The following is a 16,721-nucleotide window of genomic DNA, read 5'->3' on the forward strand; positions in this document are numbered from 1 at the left end:
CCCTCCGCCTGTTTTTTATACACATAATTGTTTTAACTTCGCGATGACTTCGTCTACTTCTTCCCATGAATGAACAGAAGCACCCGAGGCAAGAGGATGTCCACCGCCACCGTATTGGGCAGCTAATGTATTAATGACAGGACCTTTTGAGCGTAGTCGAACGCGAATTTGATCCTCTTCTTCTATGAATATGATCCATGCACAAATCCCTTGCACGTCACCTAACGCCCCAACGAGTTGAGATGTATCAGATGCAGTTACGCCAAATTGTTTAAGTGTCGCTTTATCTATTTTAACAAATGCGGCTCCATTTTCATCCATGGTAAAGTTTTGATACATATATCCTTTTAAATGTAGCAATTCACGCTTAACTTCGTACATTCCCGCAAATAATTCCGGGCGATCAAAATCAAATTTGATAAGCTCACTTACTGCTTCAAAAGTTGTTGTTGTTGTACTTGGAAACAGAAAACGTCCTGTATCTCCGACAATTCCCGCGAATAGCAACCTAGCCACATCAGTGGTCATTTTCCACCCATAAAACTGTTTGCCTTCTTCATACAACGAGTAGATCATTTCAGATGTCGAGCTTGCGGAGGTGTTAACCCATTTGATATCGCCGTATGGGTCTGCATCGGGATGATGATCAATTTTCATAAGTACAGCACCTTCTGTATAAAACTCGCTGTCAATTCGACCCGTGTTTCCTGTATCAGTGACAATCACAAGAGCTCCTTCATAAAACGACCGCTCGACGTGATCTTGTTGCGCGAGATAGGTAAGTGATTCTTCGTGTTGGCCAACTGCAAACACTTGCTTATTAGGATAGTTTGCTTTTATCAATTCCTTCAGTCCTGATTGTGATCCGTATGCATCAGGATCTGGTCTCACATGACGATGAATAATGATTTTATCGTACTTTTCAATTGTGTCGATGATTTGTCTTTTCATATCCGATTCCCCCAAGCTTCGATATATTCAGTTCGCATTCTGCTCCAAAAGCCGCTACAATGTAAGAAGTTTGTATGTAATGGAGGGCTTTCATGTTAACGATAAATTTCATTTTCGTATTTTTCATCATCGCTTCTGCGGTCTTCTACTTTTACTTTAAGACTCGGCAGTTCCGCACAAGATCACTATTTCCAATTCGCAAGAAAATGTATGCTAGTATGTCTGGCGCCTCGCTCGGCGGTTTGCTGTTGTTTTTCGGATTCAATCAGCTGATGCTTTTTGACGGCATCACAACATATGTTATCGCAGCCTTATTTATCCTATTTGGAGCTTACGTAGGTATTTTTAATTTCAAGGCCTATAAACATTACAGAAGCTTTGTAGATGAAGAAACAACGTTGAACGACAACTGATGCGCAAATGTGCATCAGTTTTTTTGTCTTTATACGTTAAAAAAATAGAGAATTCCATTGAATCTGCTGCGGCTCCCCCTTGAAAGGCACCTACGCTTAGTTATTCAATACTTCAACTTATATGACCAATTTACGACAGGATGCTGCATCCTTGGACCGCGTTCTTTAATTATCGTTCAAACAATTGATACATAATCATGGCCTTTGCAACTAGGTCCCCTTCGGTTAGTATGTCGAAATCGACTTTTACAAACCTTCTGCTCATATGTAATATCTTTGGAATAACGACAACTATACTTCCAAGTTCAACATTTTTAATGAAGTACAGTGACATATTTTCCGGGACACTTTCCCCGCGTTTCCGCATTTTGATAGCTCTGTTGCCTGCTTCAGTTAAAAGGGTGGTCAAAGCTCCATATGACAAAGAACCAAACTGATTCGTCATCTGCGGGATAACTGTAAATTCGACAGTATGCGGTTGTTCAGGAATGGATTTCATCTGATTTTTAACAATATCATCAATTGTTTCACCCTGCTGAGGTTGACGCTGAGTCATTTGAAGCGCCTTCAAGACATCTTGACGACTAATAATTCCAGCAAGCAATCCCGCATCCGAAACAACTGGTAACAAATCAATTCCTTCCCAAATCATACTATGCCCAGCCGAAGCAACAGATGTTTTTCCCGTAACTGTTATCGGATGACGTGTCATTACTTTTTCAATCAATTCATCATCCATTTTACCAATCGCGTCACGCGAAGTAATTACACCCACAAGTTTCCCCTTTTTCTCTACAACTGGATAACCAGTATGAGATGTCCTATCGTTCACTTCATGAAAATGAGTGACCTGATCTTTTGCTGAAAGTGTAATTGTGTCAGCGAGCGGGGTCAAAATATCTTCCACCAGCAAAATTTCTTTTTCAATCAACTGATCATAGATTGCCCTATTCAACATCGTCGCTACGGTAAATGTGTCGTAACTCGTCGAAATAACCGGTAGTTCCAATTCATCCGCTAGCTTCTTCACTTCATCGGATGCGTCAAATCCCCCAGTGACTAGCACTGCAGCACCTGCAAGAAGCGCAGTTTCATGCGCTTTCAATCTATTTCCAACAATCAAAAGACTTCCCGCATCGATGTAGCGCATCATGTCGTCTAATTGCATTGCACCTATAACGAATTTCGTCAACGTCTTATGTAATCCCCCACGGCCACCGATTACTAGCCCGTCGACAATGTTAAGTACCTCTGCAAATGTGAGTCGTTCAATATTCTCTTTCTTTTTCTTTTCAATCCGGATTGTTCCTACACGTTCAATCGTATTGACGAGCTTCTGATTCTCCGCCTCTTTGATGGCTCGGTAAGCAGTCCCTTCGCTGACAGACAGCGCCTTCGCTACTTGGCGGACCGAAATTTTCTCACCGACGGCTAGCCCCTCGATATAACGGAGTATCAATTCATGTTTTGTCGCCATGTCTTCACCTTTTCTCTATCATGACCTTAAGGACATTCTACCACAAAAGGCTTAAGAAAAGCGCTAACCGGGCGCCTGGACGCAATAGATAAGCTATTTCAAAAAAACTTTCGCATAGCTCTTTTATAATTCAAAAACTTCTCCCGCTATCATTATTTTCACTTCATGTCCTTCCACTAGCGCTTTGAATGTTTCGGGGTCCTGCTCAATCGGTGGAAATGTATTGAAATGAATTGGTACGGCTAGTTGCGGATTGAGCAACTTGACTGCGCATGCAGCATCTTCAGGGCCCATTGTAAAATTATCACCTATTGGAACAAAAGCGACATCGATTGGATGACGCTTACCAATCATCTCCATATCGCTAAAAATTGCCGTATCCCCAGCATGATAAATTGTTTTCCCTTCCAACATTACTAAAATACCCGCTGGCATACCTGTATAAATGATTTCATTGGTCTCTGTCGTGTAGGAGGAACTATGAAATGCTTGCGTATATTTTACTGTACCAAATTCAAATTTACAGGCACCTCCAATATTCATGCCATGTGTTCTTATCCCCTGCCATCCCAAGTAAACAGCAAGTTCATTTGGTGCTATAACTAGTGCATCACTCGCCTTTGCAATTGCCACCGTATCTCCAACATGATCATTATGGCCATGCGTCAGTAAAATAATATCCGGTTTTTCGTTTCCAACTTCAAGATCTGTAAGCTTATTTCCTGTAATGAATGGGTCAATGAGAATTGTGCAGTTGCCTGTTTTTATTTTCACAATTGAATGACCATGGTATGAAATTTGCATTGAATAATCTCCTCCATTTTCTTATCTTATTAAACAATTTTCGTTATACAACCTGAAAACCCTCTTTTTTGTTATGATAGAAGTATATTAGAGGAGGTCATTGAATTGAGTAAAGTTAAAGAAATACAACAGTTTTTACAGAAAGAAAACTTGGACGCGGCATTTATCACTACACCAGATAACGTATTTTACGTATCAGGATTCCAGAGCGACCCGCATGAACGTCTACTTGGCGTAATGGTATTTAAAGATGCAGAACCATTTGTCATTTGTCCCTTGATGGAAGTACCTGACGTAAAAACAGCGGGCTGGTCCTATGACGCTGTTGGTCACGAAGATACAGATGATGCTTGGGATATCGTAATGGAGGCTGTCCGTAAACGTGGAGAACTCCCTGCTTCAATCGCAATTGAGAAATCTCATTTGACAGTGGAGCGTCTTGAGCGGATGAATGAACTGTTTACTGGCGCTAAATTTGTTCGCCTTGACGAACAGCTAAACGGCATGCGTAACATCAAAAGCGAAGATGAACTAAATAATTTACGTAAAGCCGCTGAACTGGCTGATTACGCTATTGAAGTTGGTTGCAGAGAAATCGCTGAAGGAAAAACTGAACTTGAGATTCTTATGGCAATTGAGTTTGAAATGAAGAAAAAAGGAGTTCAGAAAATGTCGTTCGATACGATGGTTCTTTCTGGCCCGAAAACGGCATCTCCACACGGTACACCTGGAGATCGTAAAATCCAACAAGGCGACTTCATCCTCTTTGACCTAGGCGTCGTTTATAACGGCTACTGTTCAGATATTACACGCACAGTTGCGTTCGGTGAACCAACGGATGCAATGCGTGAAATTTATGAAACGGTAAGAAAAGCGGAGCAGGCTGCTGTTGATTTGGTTCGTCCCGGCGTCAAGGCTATGGAAATTGATAAAGCTGCGCGTGATGTGATTGATCAAGCGGGTTACGGTGAATACTTCACACACCGTATCGGTCACGGACTTGGAATTTCAGTTCACGAGTTCCCATCCATGACTGGTACAAACGAATTTGCTCTTGTAGAAGGTATGGTCTTCACAATCGAGCCAGGTATTTATAATCCTACAGTCACGGGTGTACGGATTGAAGATGATGTTGTCGTTACAGCCGATGGAGTCGAAGTATTAACCAAGTTCCCTAAAGAATTACAGATTATTCAACCATAATTGAAAAAAGGCTGTCCACACTCTAACAAGTGTGGACAGCCTTTTTATATCAGCAGGGACTTCTGCTGAATCAAGTTAAACATTATTGATTCAAAAGTGTTTCAGCGGAAACATACTCAACACCTTGAGCATCTGCTACAGCTCTATACGTAACATGCCCTTCCATTGTGTTGATGCCTTTTTGAAGAGGAACGTTGTCTAAACAAGCTTGTTTGTAGCCTTTATTCGCAATTTGAAGTGCATAAGGAACTGTAACGTTCGTTAATGCAGTTGTTGAAGTTTGTGGAACTGCACCTGGCATATTCGCTACCGCATAGTGAACAACACCATGTTTCACATAGGTTGGCTCATCATGAGTCGTTACACGATCCGATGTCGCAAAAATACCACCTTGGTCAATTGCAATGTCTACAAGAACAGATCCAGGTTTCATTGATTTAACCATTTCTTCTGAAACAAGTTTCGGCGCTCTCGCTCCTGGGATTAAGACCGCCCCGATAACAAGATCCGCATTTTTTACTGATTCAGCAATGTTGAATGGATTTGAAACAAGTGTCTGAATATCATTGCCGAAGATTTCGTCTAATTGACGCAGACGATCGACTGACAAGTCAAGAACAGTTACTTTCGCACCCATACCAACCGCAATACGAGCAGCATTTGTTCCAGCTTGCCCACCACCAATAACAGTTACGTGACCACGTGAAACGCCCGGTACGCCACTCAATAGAATACCTTTACCACCATTTGTTTGTTGTAAGTATTGTGCACCAATTTGTGTAGCCATGCGGCCTGCAACTTCACTCATAGGAGCTAGAAGTGGCAACGAGTTGTTTGGAAGCTGTACTGTTTCGTAAGCGATTCCTACAACTTTATTGTCAAGAAGTGCTTTTGTTAATTCTACTTCAGGTGCAAGGTGTAAGTAAGTGAACAAGATAAGCCCTTCACTGAAATAACCATACTCAGCGGCAACCGGTTCTTTTACTTTCATAACCATGTTTACATTCCATGCTTCTTCTGCAGTTGCAACGATTTTAGCGCCAGCTGCAGTATAATCCTCGTCCGTAAAACTTGAACCTAGACCTGCACCCTTTTCAATGATAACTTCATGACCTGCCGACTTTAAGTTAAAAACGCCTGCAGGTGTCATAGCGACACGGTTTTCGTTGTTTTTCACTTCTTTTGGGACACCAATAATCATTGCAATTCCTCCTATAGATAACGTTTAGTTAGTTGGCCATTCGAAAATCTTTCCTCCATGCCAATCTATTTTTAATATTATCAGATAGTAAGGATTTATGCTGTATTTTATCAATTTACAGAATACTCTATTACACAAAAGTCCCATTATTCGCGAAATTATTTAACCTTAATTCGTAAATGTGACGATTTTGTCGAAATTAAAACTATTCGTCACTTTATTCTTTATTATTAAAAGGTTTTTCATCCTTTTTATAGAAGTAAGTAAGTATACCTATTTAAAGAATGGAGTGAAATTAAATGACATTAGTATACAAACAAATTCTTGTTGCTGTCGACGGGTCAAAGGAATCAGAGTGGGCTTTCAAAAAAGCGGTGGCAATTGCCGATAGAAACGAGGCTACATTAAACTTGATTAACATCATCGACACACGTTCATATGCTGCGGTCGAAGCTTATGATCGGTCGATTGCCGAAAGAGCACAAAAGTTCGCAGAAGAATTGTTAAACGACTATAAATTGGAAGCCGAGAAAGCTGGCTTGCAACGCGTTAATGTCATAGTAGAATATGGGTCACCAAAAACAATGATTTCGAAAGATATTTCTAAAAAACTAAATGCAGACCTTATCATTTGTGGTGCAACTGGCTTGAATGCGGTCGAACGTTTCCTAATCGGTAGTGTATCCGAAAACATCGTCCGTTCTGCAAAATGTGACGTCCTCGTCATTCGTACACCTGAAGCATTATAATACGAAAAGCGCAAGGCGCCTTCTAGACAAAATTTCAAGTCAAAACTTATTTCTTCTTATCTTTTCAAAAAAGAGTTGCCCATTATTTCACTGGGCAACTCTTTTATTATCTAACACTCAATTGGATGTTTTATAACTTCGCAACACGCATTGTATCACGTGCGATCATAACTTCTTCATTGGTTGGGATTACTAACGGAGTCAAACTCCATCGAAACCTTGATATGTCAACCTTCTCAGACGTTCATTGTGCTAATTAAGCATTTCGGTTGTGGTTACTCAAGTTTTATAGGGATTGGTTATGGTTGCGTTCCTTCATTATGGAGTCCCAGGTGGTAGATTGCAGTTATACTAAAAACACAATTAGATCCATCTGGCCATCTGGATAGTCTAAACTAATAACTTTTCAATCTCTAACGAACTTAGCAAATTCTCCCTGTTTTAAACCAAAACGATCAAGGCAGTAAGACTTATTTTGATTTATCCAACTGATAAAAAAACTTGTCGTTCTCGACGATAATGGGAGTATCCCTGCCTGGATTTTTTCACAGTCATTCTGCGGTTTTCCCAAGTTTTCGTAGCTACAAATAGCTCCGAATAATTCTGTTTCAAGTTTCGAGCGTCTGTCATGTAAACAGATGCATCTACGCTACGCTCTTAGCCAGTGTTGTCGCTAAGCCAATAATACCCGATTCTGTTACATATACCAAAGCAGTTCATTCTTCATCTTCTTCCCCCTTTCATTTTCCCTTTTCACAACTACCCAATCCTTATTGTCCTTTTTCACTGTAAATAATGTGTTTGTTCCATCAGCTCTTTTAAAGAGAATATAGCCTCCGTTGCCTTTGATAAAAGTTACAGGGTCAATAACGTTTTTATAGGGTGGATGTATCTCTGGATTTAGAATGTTTGTAACTATCTCCTCGGCAATGGTTGAAAGTGATCTGTATTCTTCGTGTTTTTCTGCTTTATACAGCAGTTGATCATAACTATATTCTGAATAATTATCCAAATTCAAATGAAAAGACTGTTCTATATCTGAGATTGACTCTTTATAAAACTGTATTACTTTCTTTTCCTCTGCATCGCCCTCATGATAGTAGTTTACCCTCTTAACACCCATCGGACTTATATTGAAGGTCACCGTCTCCTTACCATAAGGAGGGTTATGGGCGCTTTCAAACGTGTTCACTAGTACTTTTACTGTAAAACTAAATCCGCCTTCTTCATTCCTCTTAATACTTAAAACTTTTGCATCATACAAACCATACTGTTTAAGATAGCCATAATAATTTACTATTCCTTCCTCTATATATGGGTCAAGAGTAGTTAGCAATGTATCATTAAGCAATTTATTATCTACATCATTTTGACTTGCTTTATACAAGTGTGGTTGGACAAGTAAAATGATTACTCCGATTAAAAAGACTAAATGAAGTTTTCTCAGTACTAAAACCTCCCTAAACGATAATTTAGGCTTAAGATTCCCAGTATAGAAAAAACAATACGCAACCATTTACAAATCTCTATCCAACAGAATTATTTTCATATTTCTGCCTCTTTAGTATGATGTACCCAATGCGAATGACTTGTTGAGGAATACGAATAATTATGTCGTGTGGATACGCCTGCTACAGCCCTTTAGCTAGGAAAGGCAGGATGTAAACGTGGAAATCACTCCCCCTACACGCTATTAGAACATGTCGCCCTGACCAAGTTCGAGTAGTTATTAAACCGTCACCTATTCACTAATCCCAATTCATACCATTATAGAAGTTTAATAATTCTCCTACATATTTTATGGTATGTAATTAGAATTAAGTCTAAATTATTGAAACAATGAGGAATGGATCGATGGCATTACACTTCTTGGATTTCAATTACTAGTGCATATGCTCAATGGGTTACATGAATCTTTTAATGCCATTCTTCAGGTTTGATAATCTCTCTTAAGAAAACAGGTAGTTAACAAAAAAATGGATGTATATTTTCGAGAAACTTATTTCACATGGAATATGATCATACCAAACAAATCTAGGTTTAGCTCACTCCTATAAAAGAGGGAATTCCAAATAAAGCGATAATTATGATATAGTTTAAAAGTGCACACTTGTAAATATCGGAAAATAGATTACAGTACGACTTTTGATTGAGAGAAGCCGTTAAGTTAGTGAGGGGTGGATGGTACAATTAAGAATAAATATATATATTTATTAGCGATAATATTTTTCATTGTTTTGCTTTTTATCACCATGAGATGGAATGACTATCGTGAAAAAGAGTTGGTAGATGTGATGGATGCTGGGGATATAGTGGAAGTTTTTTATAGAAGTTTACTGTTTGAAAGTAATCTTAGCGAGTTCGATAGGTCAATTAGTGATTCAGAGTCTATTCAAGAACTAGTGGACTTTTTTAGTCAATATAGAGTGAAAAAAGTTGGTTTAAGGAATTTTTCAACTAAATATCCCAATGAACAATTTATTTTTAAATTTGAGTATGCAGATAATCGAATTACCATTGATTCACTTATCGAAAAAGATGTAGTCCTTCTGGTTAATAACCAATATAAGATTACAAATGGACCGTTTGACTACAAATGGATTGAAGACTTTATAAAAAGGCATGAGTAAGCTAGTATTGGAACAAAAATCAGCACTGTCGCCATGGGTGGTGTTTTTTCTTTTTAATCTCCATTCACCTTTGAAATAACCATTTAATCAGCAGTGTTCATTTTGACTATCAATTCAATTGTTAAAACGGTGCGATTTGTTTATAAACTTTGAAATGCTTTAATTTGTATTTTGTACCACTCAACCGAACGGGTTATCCTTACATCTGATCTTGTATAATTATTGCTCGTTTAGGAATACTCTTTGCTCTCGTTAACGTGCTTCTGCTGATCCCCGTAACCTTTTCCACTTCAGTGAATGATTCAGTTTCTAGTAACGTCATGGCGTGACCAATTTGCTTCTTCGCGAACTTCTTCGGACGTCCTTCTTTGAAGTCTGGATTCAACTTAGCAATGGCTTTCCCTTCTACCAAACGTTCAACAATCATGTCTCGTTCAAATTCTGCAAATCCAGATAAGATAGCAAGCATTAATCTCCCGTTGCTGTGCACTCGACCATGCCCATATTTAGAATATTCACCTTGATTCCTTTCCGCATTAATTCTTTGATATGGGAAATTCCGTCTTCTGCAGTCCGTGCAAACCTATCCAATTTTGTAACCGTTAGCGTGTCGTCCGATTTCATTTCTGTTAATCGTTTTTGGAACTCTTTTCAATCTGCTGTTGTTCCCGTAAATTTTTCATTGTAAATAATCGTGCAGTGACCCTTTTCTCTTAGTTCTGCAATCTGTCCTTCTAATTCTTGCGTTGTACCCGATACCTGTCACTTTAGATGTTATTGTGCACTTATTTCAAGTGCTATTTTGCATTATATAGTATCAAAAAAATCTATCTTCAATTCAAAAGATTGATTTTTATAGCCCAATGAAAAAGCATTAGTCAAAGTGGACGATGCCCTTTTACTGATGCTTGATTTTAAATGAATTATTTATATTCAAGATGCTGATGTTGTTGGCAACCGAATAAATAACACCCTCCAGTAGCCTCCACTTCAAAATCTAAAGGTGGACGAAATCCAGATTGTATTTTTAAAAATAATTGATTCAGTTCTGCTTTTTCAAATTGGAGCTCTGCTATTCTCTCAGCCTTATCAGTCGCTGTCCAATGTTCATCACATGATTCTTGTTGTTCTTTTATAATTTCATCCTTTTTCAGCTGGATCGCTTGCTTGATTATTTCAAGGCATGTATGAATATCGCCTAGCTGAAATAGTGTATACGCATATCTACCAATGATATAGGGTGACACCAAATATTGATGCCATTCTTTTTCAAACATTAGACGAGCTTCTTCAAAACATTCCATTTCTACATAAGCATCTGCAGCTTCAATCGCACCAATATAATCATCTGACTGGTCATTCCAACGATTCAGAATTGACTTCGCAGTGGGAACGTCCTTATATTGAGCGCGCGCCATTACTTCATACAATCTAATCACATCGGAGTCCTTTGCGATTTTGTTAAAACCTTCAGCAGCCTTTTGGAAACCACCTAAATAATAATGAGTGACTGCAAGATTATGAATGGCTTCTGTTGAAGGGAATAGGGCAAGTGATTTCATTAATATTTCCTCTGCTTCTATCCATTGCCTTTCCTTTATCACAATTTCGCCAAGCATGTTGTACGGGAAATGCGACTTCGGTTTCTGTTCAATAACTTCCTCAAGGATTATTTTTGCCCTATGCAGATCCTCTTCTTCATATAAATAAATCCAGGCTAAATTATTCAAAGATTGCACGGTTCGTTCAACTTTCACTGCTTCCTCAAATAAATTTAACGCCTCATCATATTGATTATTTTCAAACAACACGAGTGCTTCCATATTCAATGTCATATTTGTCCCCTTTCCTGCCCATTTCATAAATATTTGGATGCCGAAAACCCTTTTAAAAATCGAGTATTCTTACATATATTGTAGTTCAAATCAAAAGCACTGACATTGCTTATTCCGCATTGGTACTTTTGTAACAATATACGTGCAAAATAGCACTTGAAATCAGATGGTATTAAGCAATGAAGGGGAAGGGGCATTTACCACATCCAAAACATCAACAATCATCACTATTTCTTATAAGGATGGATGCGAAGATTTAACGATGTGGCTACAAAAACCCACACCCATTATTTGAGTTATTTTCAATGCTTTTGATGTTATCAAACACCGCAATGATACTACGGTAAGTAAAAAGATTGTTGCCTGTTCTCAAAAAAATGTCACTTTGATAAGCTGAGCATTTCAACTGTAATAAGATTGATTTCCTTCTTCAATTAATGAGGCAGTTTAATTTTAATATTAATGGTATAGTTTTACTTAGTTAAATAAAGGACAGAATGGAAACCTTATCAAGCTTAGAAAAGGGAGGATGTCGTAAATTGGTCAGAAGACGTGGTAATTATGAAATAAGGATTGTAGGTAAACAGCTAAGCTGTCCCCACTGTGACGGTGCCATTTTTAGTCATCGGGAAATATATATTGATGTAGTACCGTTTGTTGATGAAGAGCAAAAGCAGCAATTAACACTGCAGTCTTTAACTTGCAAAGACTGTGGTAATATTCAGCAGTTCAAACAACTAACGGAAGGTATGGAAACGAATATCGTTTACAAACAGGTAAATTAGATATGGTAGAAGATTTAAGCTGTGAGGAAAGTCAAATTACTATTTTGAACCGACCGCTTATTTGTCTTTTCTGCGAGCAAGATGTATTTATTCCGTATAGGACGTACAGAAATGTGGAAAAGCCAGGGATTGATGTGTTTCATGTAAACTATACGGCAGTTTGTACGCATTGTGGTGGTGTGATACAGTTTGTAGATCCGAGCTACTTTAATAATCGAGAGGGTGATTACGTCTGGGCTTTGGATCAAACTCTCCTTTACCCACGCCCCCCAGAGCCACCTGTTATCCGTATTGTAGATGAGGTAACATTGCAGGCACAAAAAAGGTGCTTACATCTAGCACTTCAGCTGCTCGTGCAAGAAGGAAAATTAACCGATACAGTGTTTTCTTTAGCCGAGGCGAAACATTTTTTTCAATTAGTGGCATTATTGGAGTCCAAAACATGTCCGATAGTTGAAGAGATCAGTGCTGAAACTTGTTTAGCAACGGCGCTATATCAGTTAATGAAGCACTATATTGTTAACGAAGATCAATTAATCTCTACCGTACAAAATGGAAGCTATCCAGATGTTGAGTCATTTTTAAAGCAGTATATAAAATGAAAAAGCCTATAGGCAGCCCATAGCGAGTTCTATATTGTCTTACATAATTGAAAATAACAGTTCAAATAATGAGCGAAGGTTATAGCGTATGAAATCATACATAGATTCACATTCTATTTCCAATTAAATGTTTTTAAGAATTCATGTCAAAATAGAAGCTATAATGTAAGAAAAGTAATGTTGTTCTTAACGAATAAACGGAAGCGAATACGAACTAGCGCCTTTTGAAAGTAAACGGTTTTATTTTCTCTGCTCAGATTTTACAATTTGATATGATAGATTGTGAAGGGATATACTTAATGTAACGTGGTACGTTAGTTGCGGAAACGTGATTTCAGAAATTGAGTCTTCTCATGTAATTGCCATTTCATAAAACGTCTTGCGTCTTCAAGATTAATATTAGTCATGTGTTTACGAACGCCAAAACACCGCTCAAAATCATTAAACAATTTGTTATAGGAATCGAGTGTGAGTTGCGCTCTACCTTCCAGCGTTTTAATTCTAATGACCAATTCTCGCCCCTCTTGAAACGTTAATCCTTTCGATGCAGATGATGCTCTTCTTTTCCTCATTAAAAACAACCTCCCCAGAGATATCAGAACCCTGAGAAGGTTGTACACATCAAATTTCGGTTATGATTGCACTTGAGCTTTTAGAGTAGTGATTGCGTGTTAATAAATCTCACAAACCCTTACAACTTCGCAACACGCATCGTATCACGTGCTATCATGACCTCTTCATTCGTTGGAATCACTAACACCTTAACGGGAGAGTACGGAAAGCTGATATGCACTTCCTTGCCCCTGATAGTATTCAAATCCGGATCAACATAGACCCCCATGAATTCAAGACCTTCTAACACTTTCTTACGAATGACATCACTATTTTCACCGATCCCGGCTGTAAAGATAATCGCATCCACTCCGCCCATCCTTGCCGCATACGAACCAATGTATTTATGAATTCGATCTGCGAAGACATCTAGAGCCAACTGTGCACGCGTATTCCCTTTTGAAGCCTCGATTTCAATGTCACGTAAATCGCTTGAAAACCCTGAAATAGCCAGCATTCCCGATTGTTTATTCAAAACGTCTAGAACTTCTTCGACCGTCTTTCCTGTCTGCTCCATAATATATGGGATGAGTGCCGGATCGATATTTCCTGAACGCGTTCCCATTGTCACCCCCGCAAGAGGGGTAAAACCCATCGACGTATCGAGTGATTTCCCACCTTCAACAGCAGCTATACTTGCACCATTTCCCAAATGGCAGGAAATAAGACGTGTATCTTCAAGTGGACGATTTAATAATTCCGCAGCACGTTCCGTTACATACTTATGGCTTGTACCGTGGAAACCGTATTTTCGAATGCCATATTTTTCATAATACTCGTAGGGTAACGGATAAAGAAAAGAACTTTCCGGCATCGTCTGATGAAACGCCGTATCAAAAACCGCAACAGCAGGCACATTAGGCAATGCTTTACTAAACTCCTTAATGCCAACAATGTTTGCGGGATTATGGAGTGGCGCAAGGTTTGATAGTCCCTCAAGCGTTGCAAGTATATCATCATTGATGAGTACGGAACCGCTGAAAACTTCGCCACCGTGTACAACACGGTGACCGATCCCATCAATTTCATCGAATGATCGAACGACTCCTTCACTAATCAGCATCTTAAGAAGCATGGCTACAGCTTCGGTATGATTCTGGATATCTTGACCCTTTTCTACCCTGCGTTGTTCGAACTTCATGTTGAAAATCGATTCTGAATGACCTATTCTGTCAATTTGTCCCTTTGCTATTACGTGCTCTTCTGGCATCTGGAGAAGTTGAAACTTCAAGGACGAACTTCCAGCGTTTATCGCTAAAATGTTCCGCATATAAAGCGCTCCTTTTACACATATTTCTTTACCAAGCAATTCTAAACACACAGCTACCCAGTAAGTCTAGATTCTAGCTTTATTCAGTAGCCCAAATATCGATTTTCTGAAGAAACAGGGCCATGGCATGCTTATCAGTCATATTAGGAACTTTCGCAAGAAGGACATCATGTGTCACTTTTGCTTCTGGTAAAGGTTTTTGTAAGATTAATATACTTTTTGCATGCGCTACATTTTTAAATAACGAATCAGGTAACTGAATGATTGCCCGGATATTCGTTTGTTTTTTCAAATAGGGATGCAATGTAGGCGATTGATCGGACTCAAACAAATTTGCGGGTATGATGAATACACCGTGCCCACCTGGTTTCGTATGCTTCATTGATTGTTCAATGAACAGATGATGTGCATAAGCATGCCCCTCTGCAGGCATCAATTCATAATTGAGTGCATTTTCATCATCAGGATAAAATCCGACAGGTAAATCGCTTATGGTGATGTCGACTGGATCGACAAATAACGGCCGCAATGCATCCTGCACATAAAATGTGACAGGGTGCTCAAGTAATTCCGCAGTAACAGCAGACAATCTCACTAACAAATCATCAATTTCTATTGCTGTCGCAGTGACATCGTTCTCAATTGTGTTCATGACCGTATAGAGAAGATTTCCTGTACCAGCTGCAGGGTCAAGAAGTGTAATACCTTGTTCACCTATCGCCAATTTTCCAGCAATATGCCCAATGAGCATTCCGATTGAATCAGGAGTCATCTGGTGGTTAGGCTGTACATTTTGCTTCATCCCCTTCAGGACTGCAAGCTGGATACCTCTACGGATATCCTCTTTAGTTACTGTTTCTGATACCCCAGGTTGCGATTCTCCTGAAAGCCATTTTTGACAAATATCAATGGTTGCTTCCAGGTAAAGTACTTCTGTAGATTCTGCATATGCATCAATGAATGAAAATATTTTTTCTGTATTAGTTGTCATTTAGTTATCCCTCAACTCACAAAACCCACCCGTTTCCGAGTGGGTTTTCATTAGTATTTTTTAGTTACTTCGTTAATTCTTTTACCGCTAAGATTGCTTGTTCATAGTTAGGATGGTCTGTACCTTCGCCGACATACTCAACATACGTCACTTTATCATCTTTATCGATAACGAAGACAGAACGTGCAAGCAAGCGAAGTTCTTTCATTACGACACCGTACGCTTCTCCAAATGATAAATCGCGATGATCGGATAATGTCTGTAGATTTGCAATACCTTCAGCAGCACACCATCTCGCTTGTGCAAAAGGAAGATCGGCAGAAATCGTCAACACTTGAACGTCATCCCCAAGAGAAGCAGCCTCTTCGTTAAATTTACGCGTCTGTGTTGAACAGACACCCGTATCAATTGAAGGAATCACACTGATTAACCTGATTTTCCCTTTTGAATCGGCAAGTGTCACCGGACTCAAATCGTTCGCAAGTGCTGTAAAATCTTGCGCAGTATCACCTACTGCAACTTCTTTTCCAAGCAATGTAACAGGGTTGTTCTTGAATGTAACGTTAGCCATTAAGACGCCTCCTCTTCTAAGTCTATCTTACTAAATGATAGTACCGTCTTGCAACTGTTGTCCCTCAATCCGTTTACGGTAATCTACAACCATCTCTTTTTCATAAGAATGCTCATGTTCAACAACAGTATCGGCGAATAAGTCATGCAATGCTTCTTTTTTAGGCATAAATAGGACCAGCAGATAAGGGATGACCAACATTTTGGATATGAATCTTCCGATGACTTCGCGGAATATGACAGACCCCCACGTAAGCTTACCCTCGCCTTTAGCCACTACTCTTATGCCCATGATCATCTTCCCTACTGTTTGCTGTAAATACTTCGTCATAAGCGCAAAGTAAAGCAACATCAAAATAAGGATAGTAACTTTATAGGTGCTGAAGAAGAAGAATGAGGGATTTGTAATCTCCCAACCTGCAACTCGGAAAATCGGTTTAATGATAATCCCGCTTATTGCTGATAAAACAAGAAGATCGATTGTATATGCCCATAGTCGCGTCCAGAAACCCGCATACTTCGCCCGATAATGTTCAGTTTGAATAGTCTCGTAATCTGGAATAGGCGTCGCAGCAGTGGAATTCCCCGTCAGATCCGGTTGTTGTTCGATGTGTTCCGACATTCGCTA

Annotated in this window: 17 protein-coding genes and 1 pseudogene; 6 read left to right on the forward strand and 12 right to left on the reverse strand. The window is 39.2% G+C overall.

What is annotated here, in order from left to right; translation table 11 throughout:
- Positions 1-15 precede the first annotated feature (15 nt).
- Entirely contained in the window at positions 16-951 is a 936-nt protein-coding gene (locus tag MKZ26_RS06660) for a DHH family phosphoesterase (protein ID WP_187047303.1), read from the reverse strand.
- Positions 952-1,043: 92 nt separating this feature from the next.
- Between MKZ26_RS06660 and MKZ26_RS06665 the strand changes: the two genes are divergently transcribed.
- Positions 1,044-1,364 (forward strand): YtpI family protein, encoded by a 321-nt coding sequence (locus MKZ26_RS06665; RefSeq protein ID WP_340765244.1) that lies wholly within the window; start codon positions 1,044-1,046, stop codon positions 1,362-1,364.
- 169 nt (positions 1,365-1,533) lie between these two features.
- On the opposite strand, the gene MKZ26_RS06670 is transcribed toward MKZ26_RS06665, so the two are convergent.
- The gene (locus MKZ26_RS06670; RefSeq protein ID WP_067207606.1) at positions 1,534-2,841 is read right to left on the reverse strand and encodes a DRTGG domain-containing protein; all 1,308 of its coding nucleotides are present in this window, start codon (positions 2,839-2,841) and stop codon (positions 1,534-1,536) included.
- Positions 2,842-2,964: 123 nt separating this feature from the next.
- Entirely contained in the window at positions 2,965-3,645 is a 681-nt protein-coding gene (locus MKZ26_RS06675) for a metal-dependent hydrolase (protein WP_340765245.1), read from the reverse strand.
- A 105-nt stretch (positions 3,646-3,750) separates the two neighbouring features.
- On the opposite strand from MKZ26_RS06675, the gene MKZ26_RS06680 reads away from it, so the two are divergent.
- Positions 3,751-4,848: a M24 family metallopeptidase gene (locus tag MKZ26_RS06680; protein ID WP_340765247.1), complete on the forward strand. Its 1,098-nt coding sequence runs from the start codon at positions 3,751-3,753 to the stop codon at positions 4,846-4,848.
- Between the two features lie 82 nt (positions 4,849-4,930).
- On the opposite strand, the gene ald is transcribed toward MKZ26_RS06680, so the two are convergent.
- On the reverse strand, positions 4,931-6,049 hold the full coding sequence (gene ald, locus MKZ26_RS06685; RefSeq protein ID WP_067207599.1) for an alanine dehydrogenase: 1,119 nt from the start codon (positions 6,047-6,049) through the stop codon (positions 4,931-4,933).
- Between the two features lie 299 nt (positions 6,050-6,348).
- Here ald and MKZ26_RS06690 point away from each other — a divergent pair, with 299 nt between their 5' ends.
- Positions 6,349-6,798, forward strand: coding sequence for a universal stress protein (locus MKZ26_RS06690; protein ID WP_067207597.1), 450 nt, complete (start codon positions 6,349-6,351; stop codon positions 6,796-6,798).
- Between the two features lie 697 nt (positions 6,799-7,495).
- On the opposite strand, the gene MKZ26_RS06695 is transcribed toward MKZ26_RS06690, so the two are convergent.
- Positions 7,496-8,149 (reverse strand): DUF3888 domain-containing protein, encoded by a 654-nt coding sequence (locus MKZ26_RS06695; protein WP_340765250.1) that lies wholly within the window; start codon positions 8,147-8,149, stop codon positions 7,496-7,498.
- Between the two features lie 826 nt (positions 8,150-8,975).
- Here MKZ26_RS06695 and MKZ26_RS06700 point away from each other — a divergent pair.
- Positions 8,976-9,428, forward strand: coding sequence for a hypothetical protein (locus MKZ26_RS06700; RefSeq protein ID WP_340765252.1), 453 nt, complete (start codon positions 8,976-8,978; stop codon positions 9,426-9,428).
- 199 nt (positions 9,429-9,627) lie between these two features.
- On the opposite strand, the pseudogene MKZ26_RS06705 reads toward MKZ26_RS06700, so the two are convergent.
- Positions 9,628-10,154: pseudogene (locus tag MKZ26_RS06705) on the reverse strand (recombinase family protein).
- A 197-nt stretch (positions 10,155-10,351) separates the two neighbouring features.
- On the reverse strand, positions 10,352-11,263 hold the full coding sequence (locus tag MKZ26_RS06710) for a tetratricopeptide repeat protein (protein WP_340765254.1): 912 nt from the start codon (positions 11,261-11,263) through the stop codon (positions 10,352-10,354).
- Between the two features lie 539 nt (positions 11,264-11,802).
- Here MKZ26_RS06710 and MKZ26_RS06715 point away from each other — a divergent pair.
- Together MKZ26_RS06715 and MKZ26_RS06720 are read left to right on the forward strand one after the other, a co-directional pair.
- Complete coding sequence (locus MKZ26_RS06715) at positions 11,803-12,048, forward strand: hypothetical protein (RefSeq protein WP_340765256.1); 246 nt, start codon at positions 11,803-11,805, stop codon at positions 12,046-12,048.
- Positions 12,049-12,050: 2 nt separating this feature from the next.
- Positions 12,051-12,650 carry a hypothetical protein gene (locus MKZ26_RS06720; RefSeq protein ID WP_340765258.1) on the forward strand — a complete coding sequence of 200 codons (600 nt, stop codon included), beginning with the start codon at positions 12,051-12,053 and terminating at the stop codon, positions 12,648-12,650.
- Between the two features lie 314 nt (positions 12,651-12,964).
- On the opposite strand, the gene MKZ26_RS06725 is transcribed toward MKZ26_RS06720, so the two are convergent.
- From MKZ26_RS06725 to MKZ26_RS06745, 5 genes are all read right to left on the reverse strand, one after another.
- Positions 12,965-13,222 (reverse strand): hypothetical protein, encoded by a 258-nt coding sequence (locus MKZ26_RS06725; RefSeq protein WP_340765260.1) that lies wholly within the window; start codon positions 13,220-13,222, stop codon positions 12,965-12,967.
- 119 nt (positions 13,223-13,341) lie between these two features.
- The gene (locus MKZ26_RS06730; protein WP_340765262.1) at positions 13,342-14,532 is read right to left on the reverse strand and encodes an acetate kinase; all 1,191 of its coding nucleotides are present in this window, start codon (positions 14,530-14,532) and stop codon (positions 13,342-13,344) included.
- 79 nt (positions 14,533-14,611) lie between these two features.
- Positions 14,612-15,523, reverse strand: a complete 912-nt coding sequence (locus tag MKZ26_RS06735; RefSeq protein ID WP_340765264.1) for a class I SAM-dependent methyltransferase — start codon at positions 15,521-15,523, stop codon at positions 14,612-14,614.
- 64 nt (positions 15,524-15,587) lie between these two features.
- Positions 15,588-16,094, reverse strand: coding sequence for a thiol peroxidase (gene tpx / locus MKZ26_RS06740; RefSeq protein ID WP_067207588.1), 507 nt, complete (start codon positions 16,092-16,094; stop codon positions 15,588-15,590).
- Between the two features lie 30 nt (positions 16,095-16,124).
- Positions 16,125-16,715 (reverse strand): RDD family protein, encoded by a 591-nt coding sequence (locus tag MKZ26_RS06745; protein ID WP_340765266.1) that lies wholly within the window; start codon positions 16,713-16,715, stop codon positions 16,125-16,127.
- Positions 16,716-16,721: the final 6 nt, after the last annotated feature.

It is taken from the genome of Sporosarcina sp. FSL K6-6792, assembly GCF_038004885.1.
GTDB classification, from domain to species: domain Bacteria; phylum Bacillota; class Bacilli; order Bacillales_A; family Planococcaceae; genus Sporosarcina; species Sporosarcina psychrophila.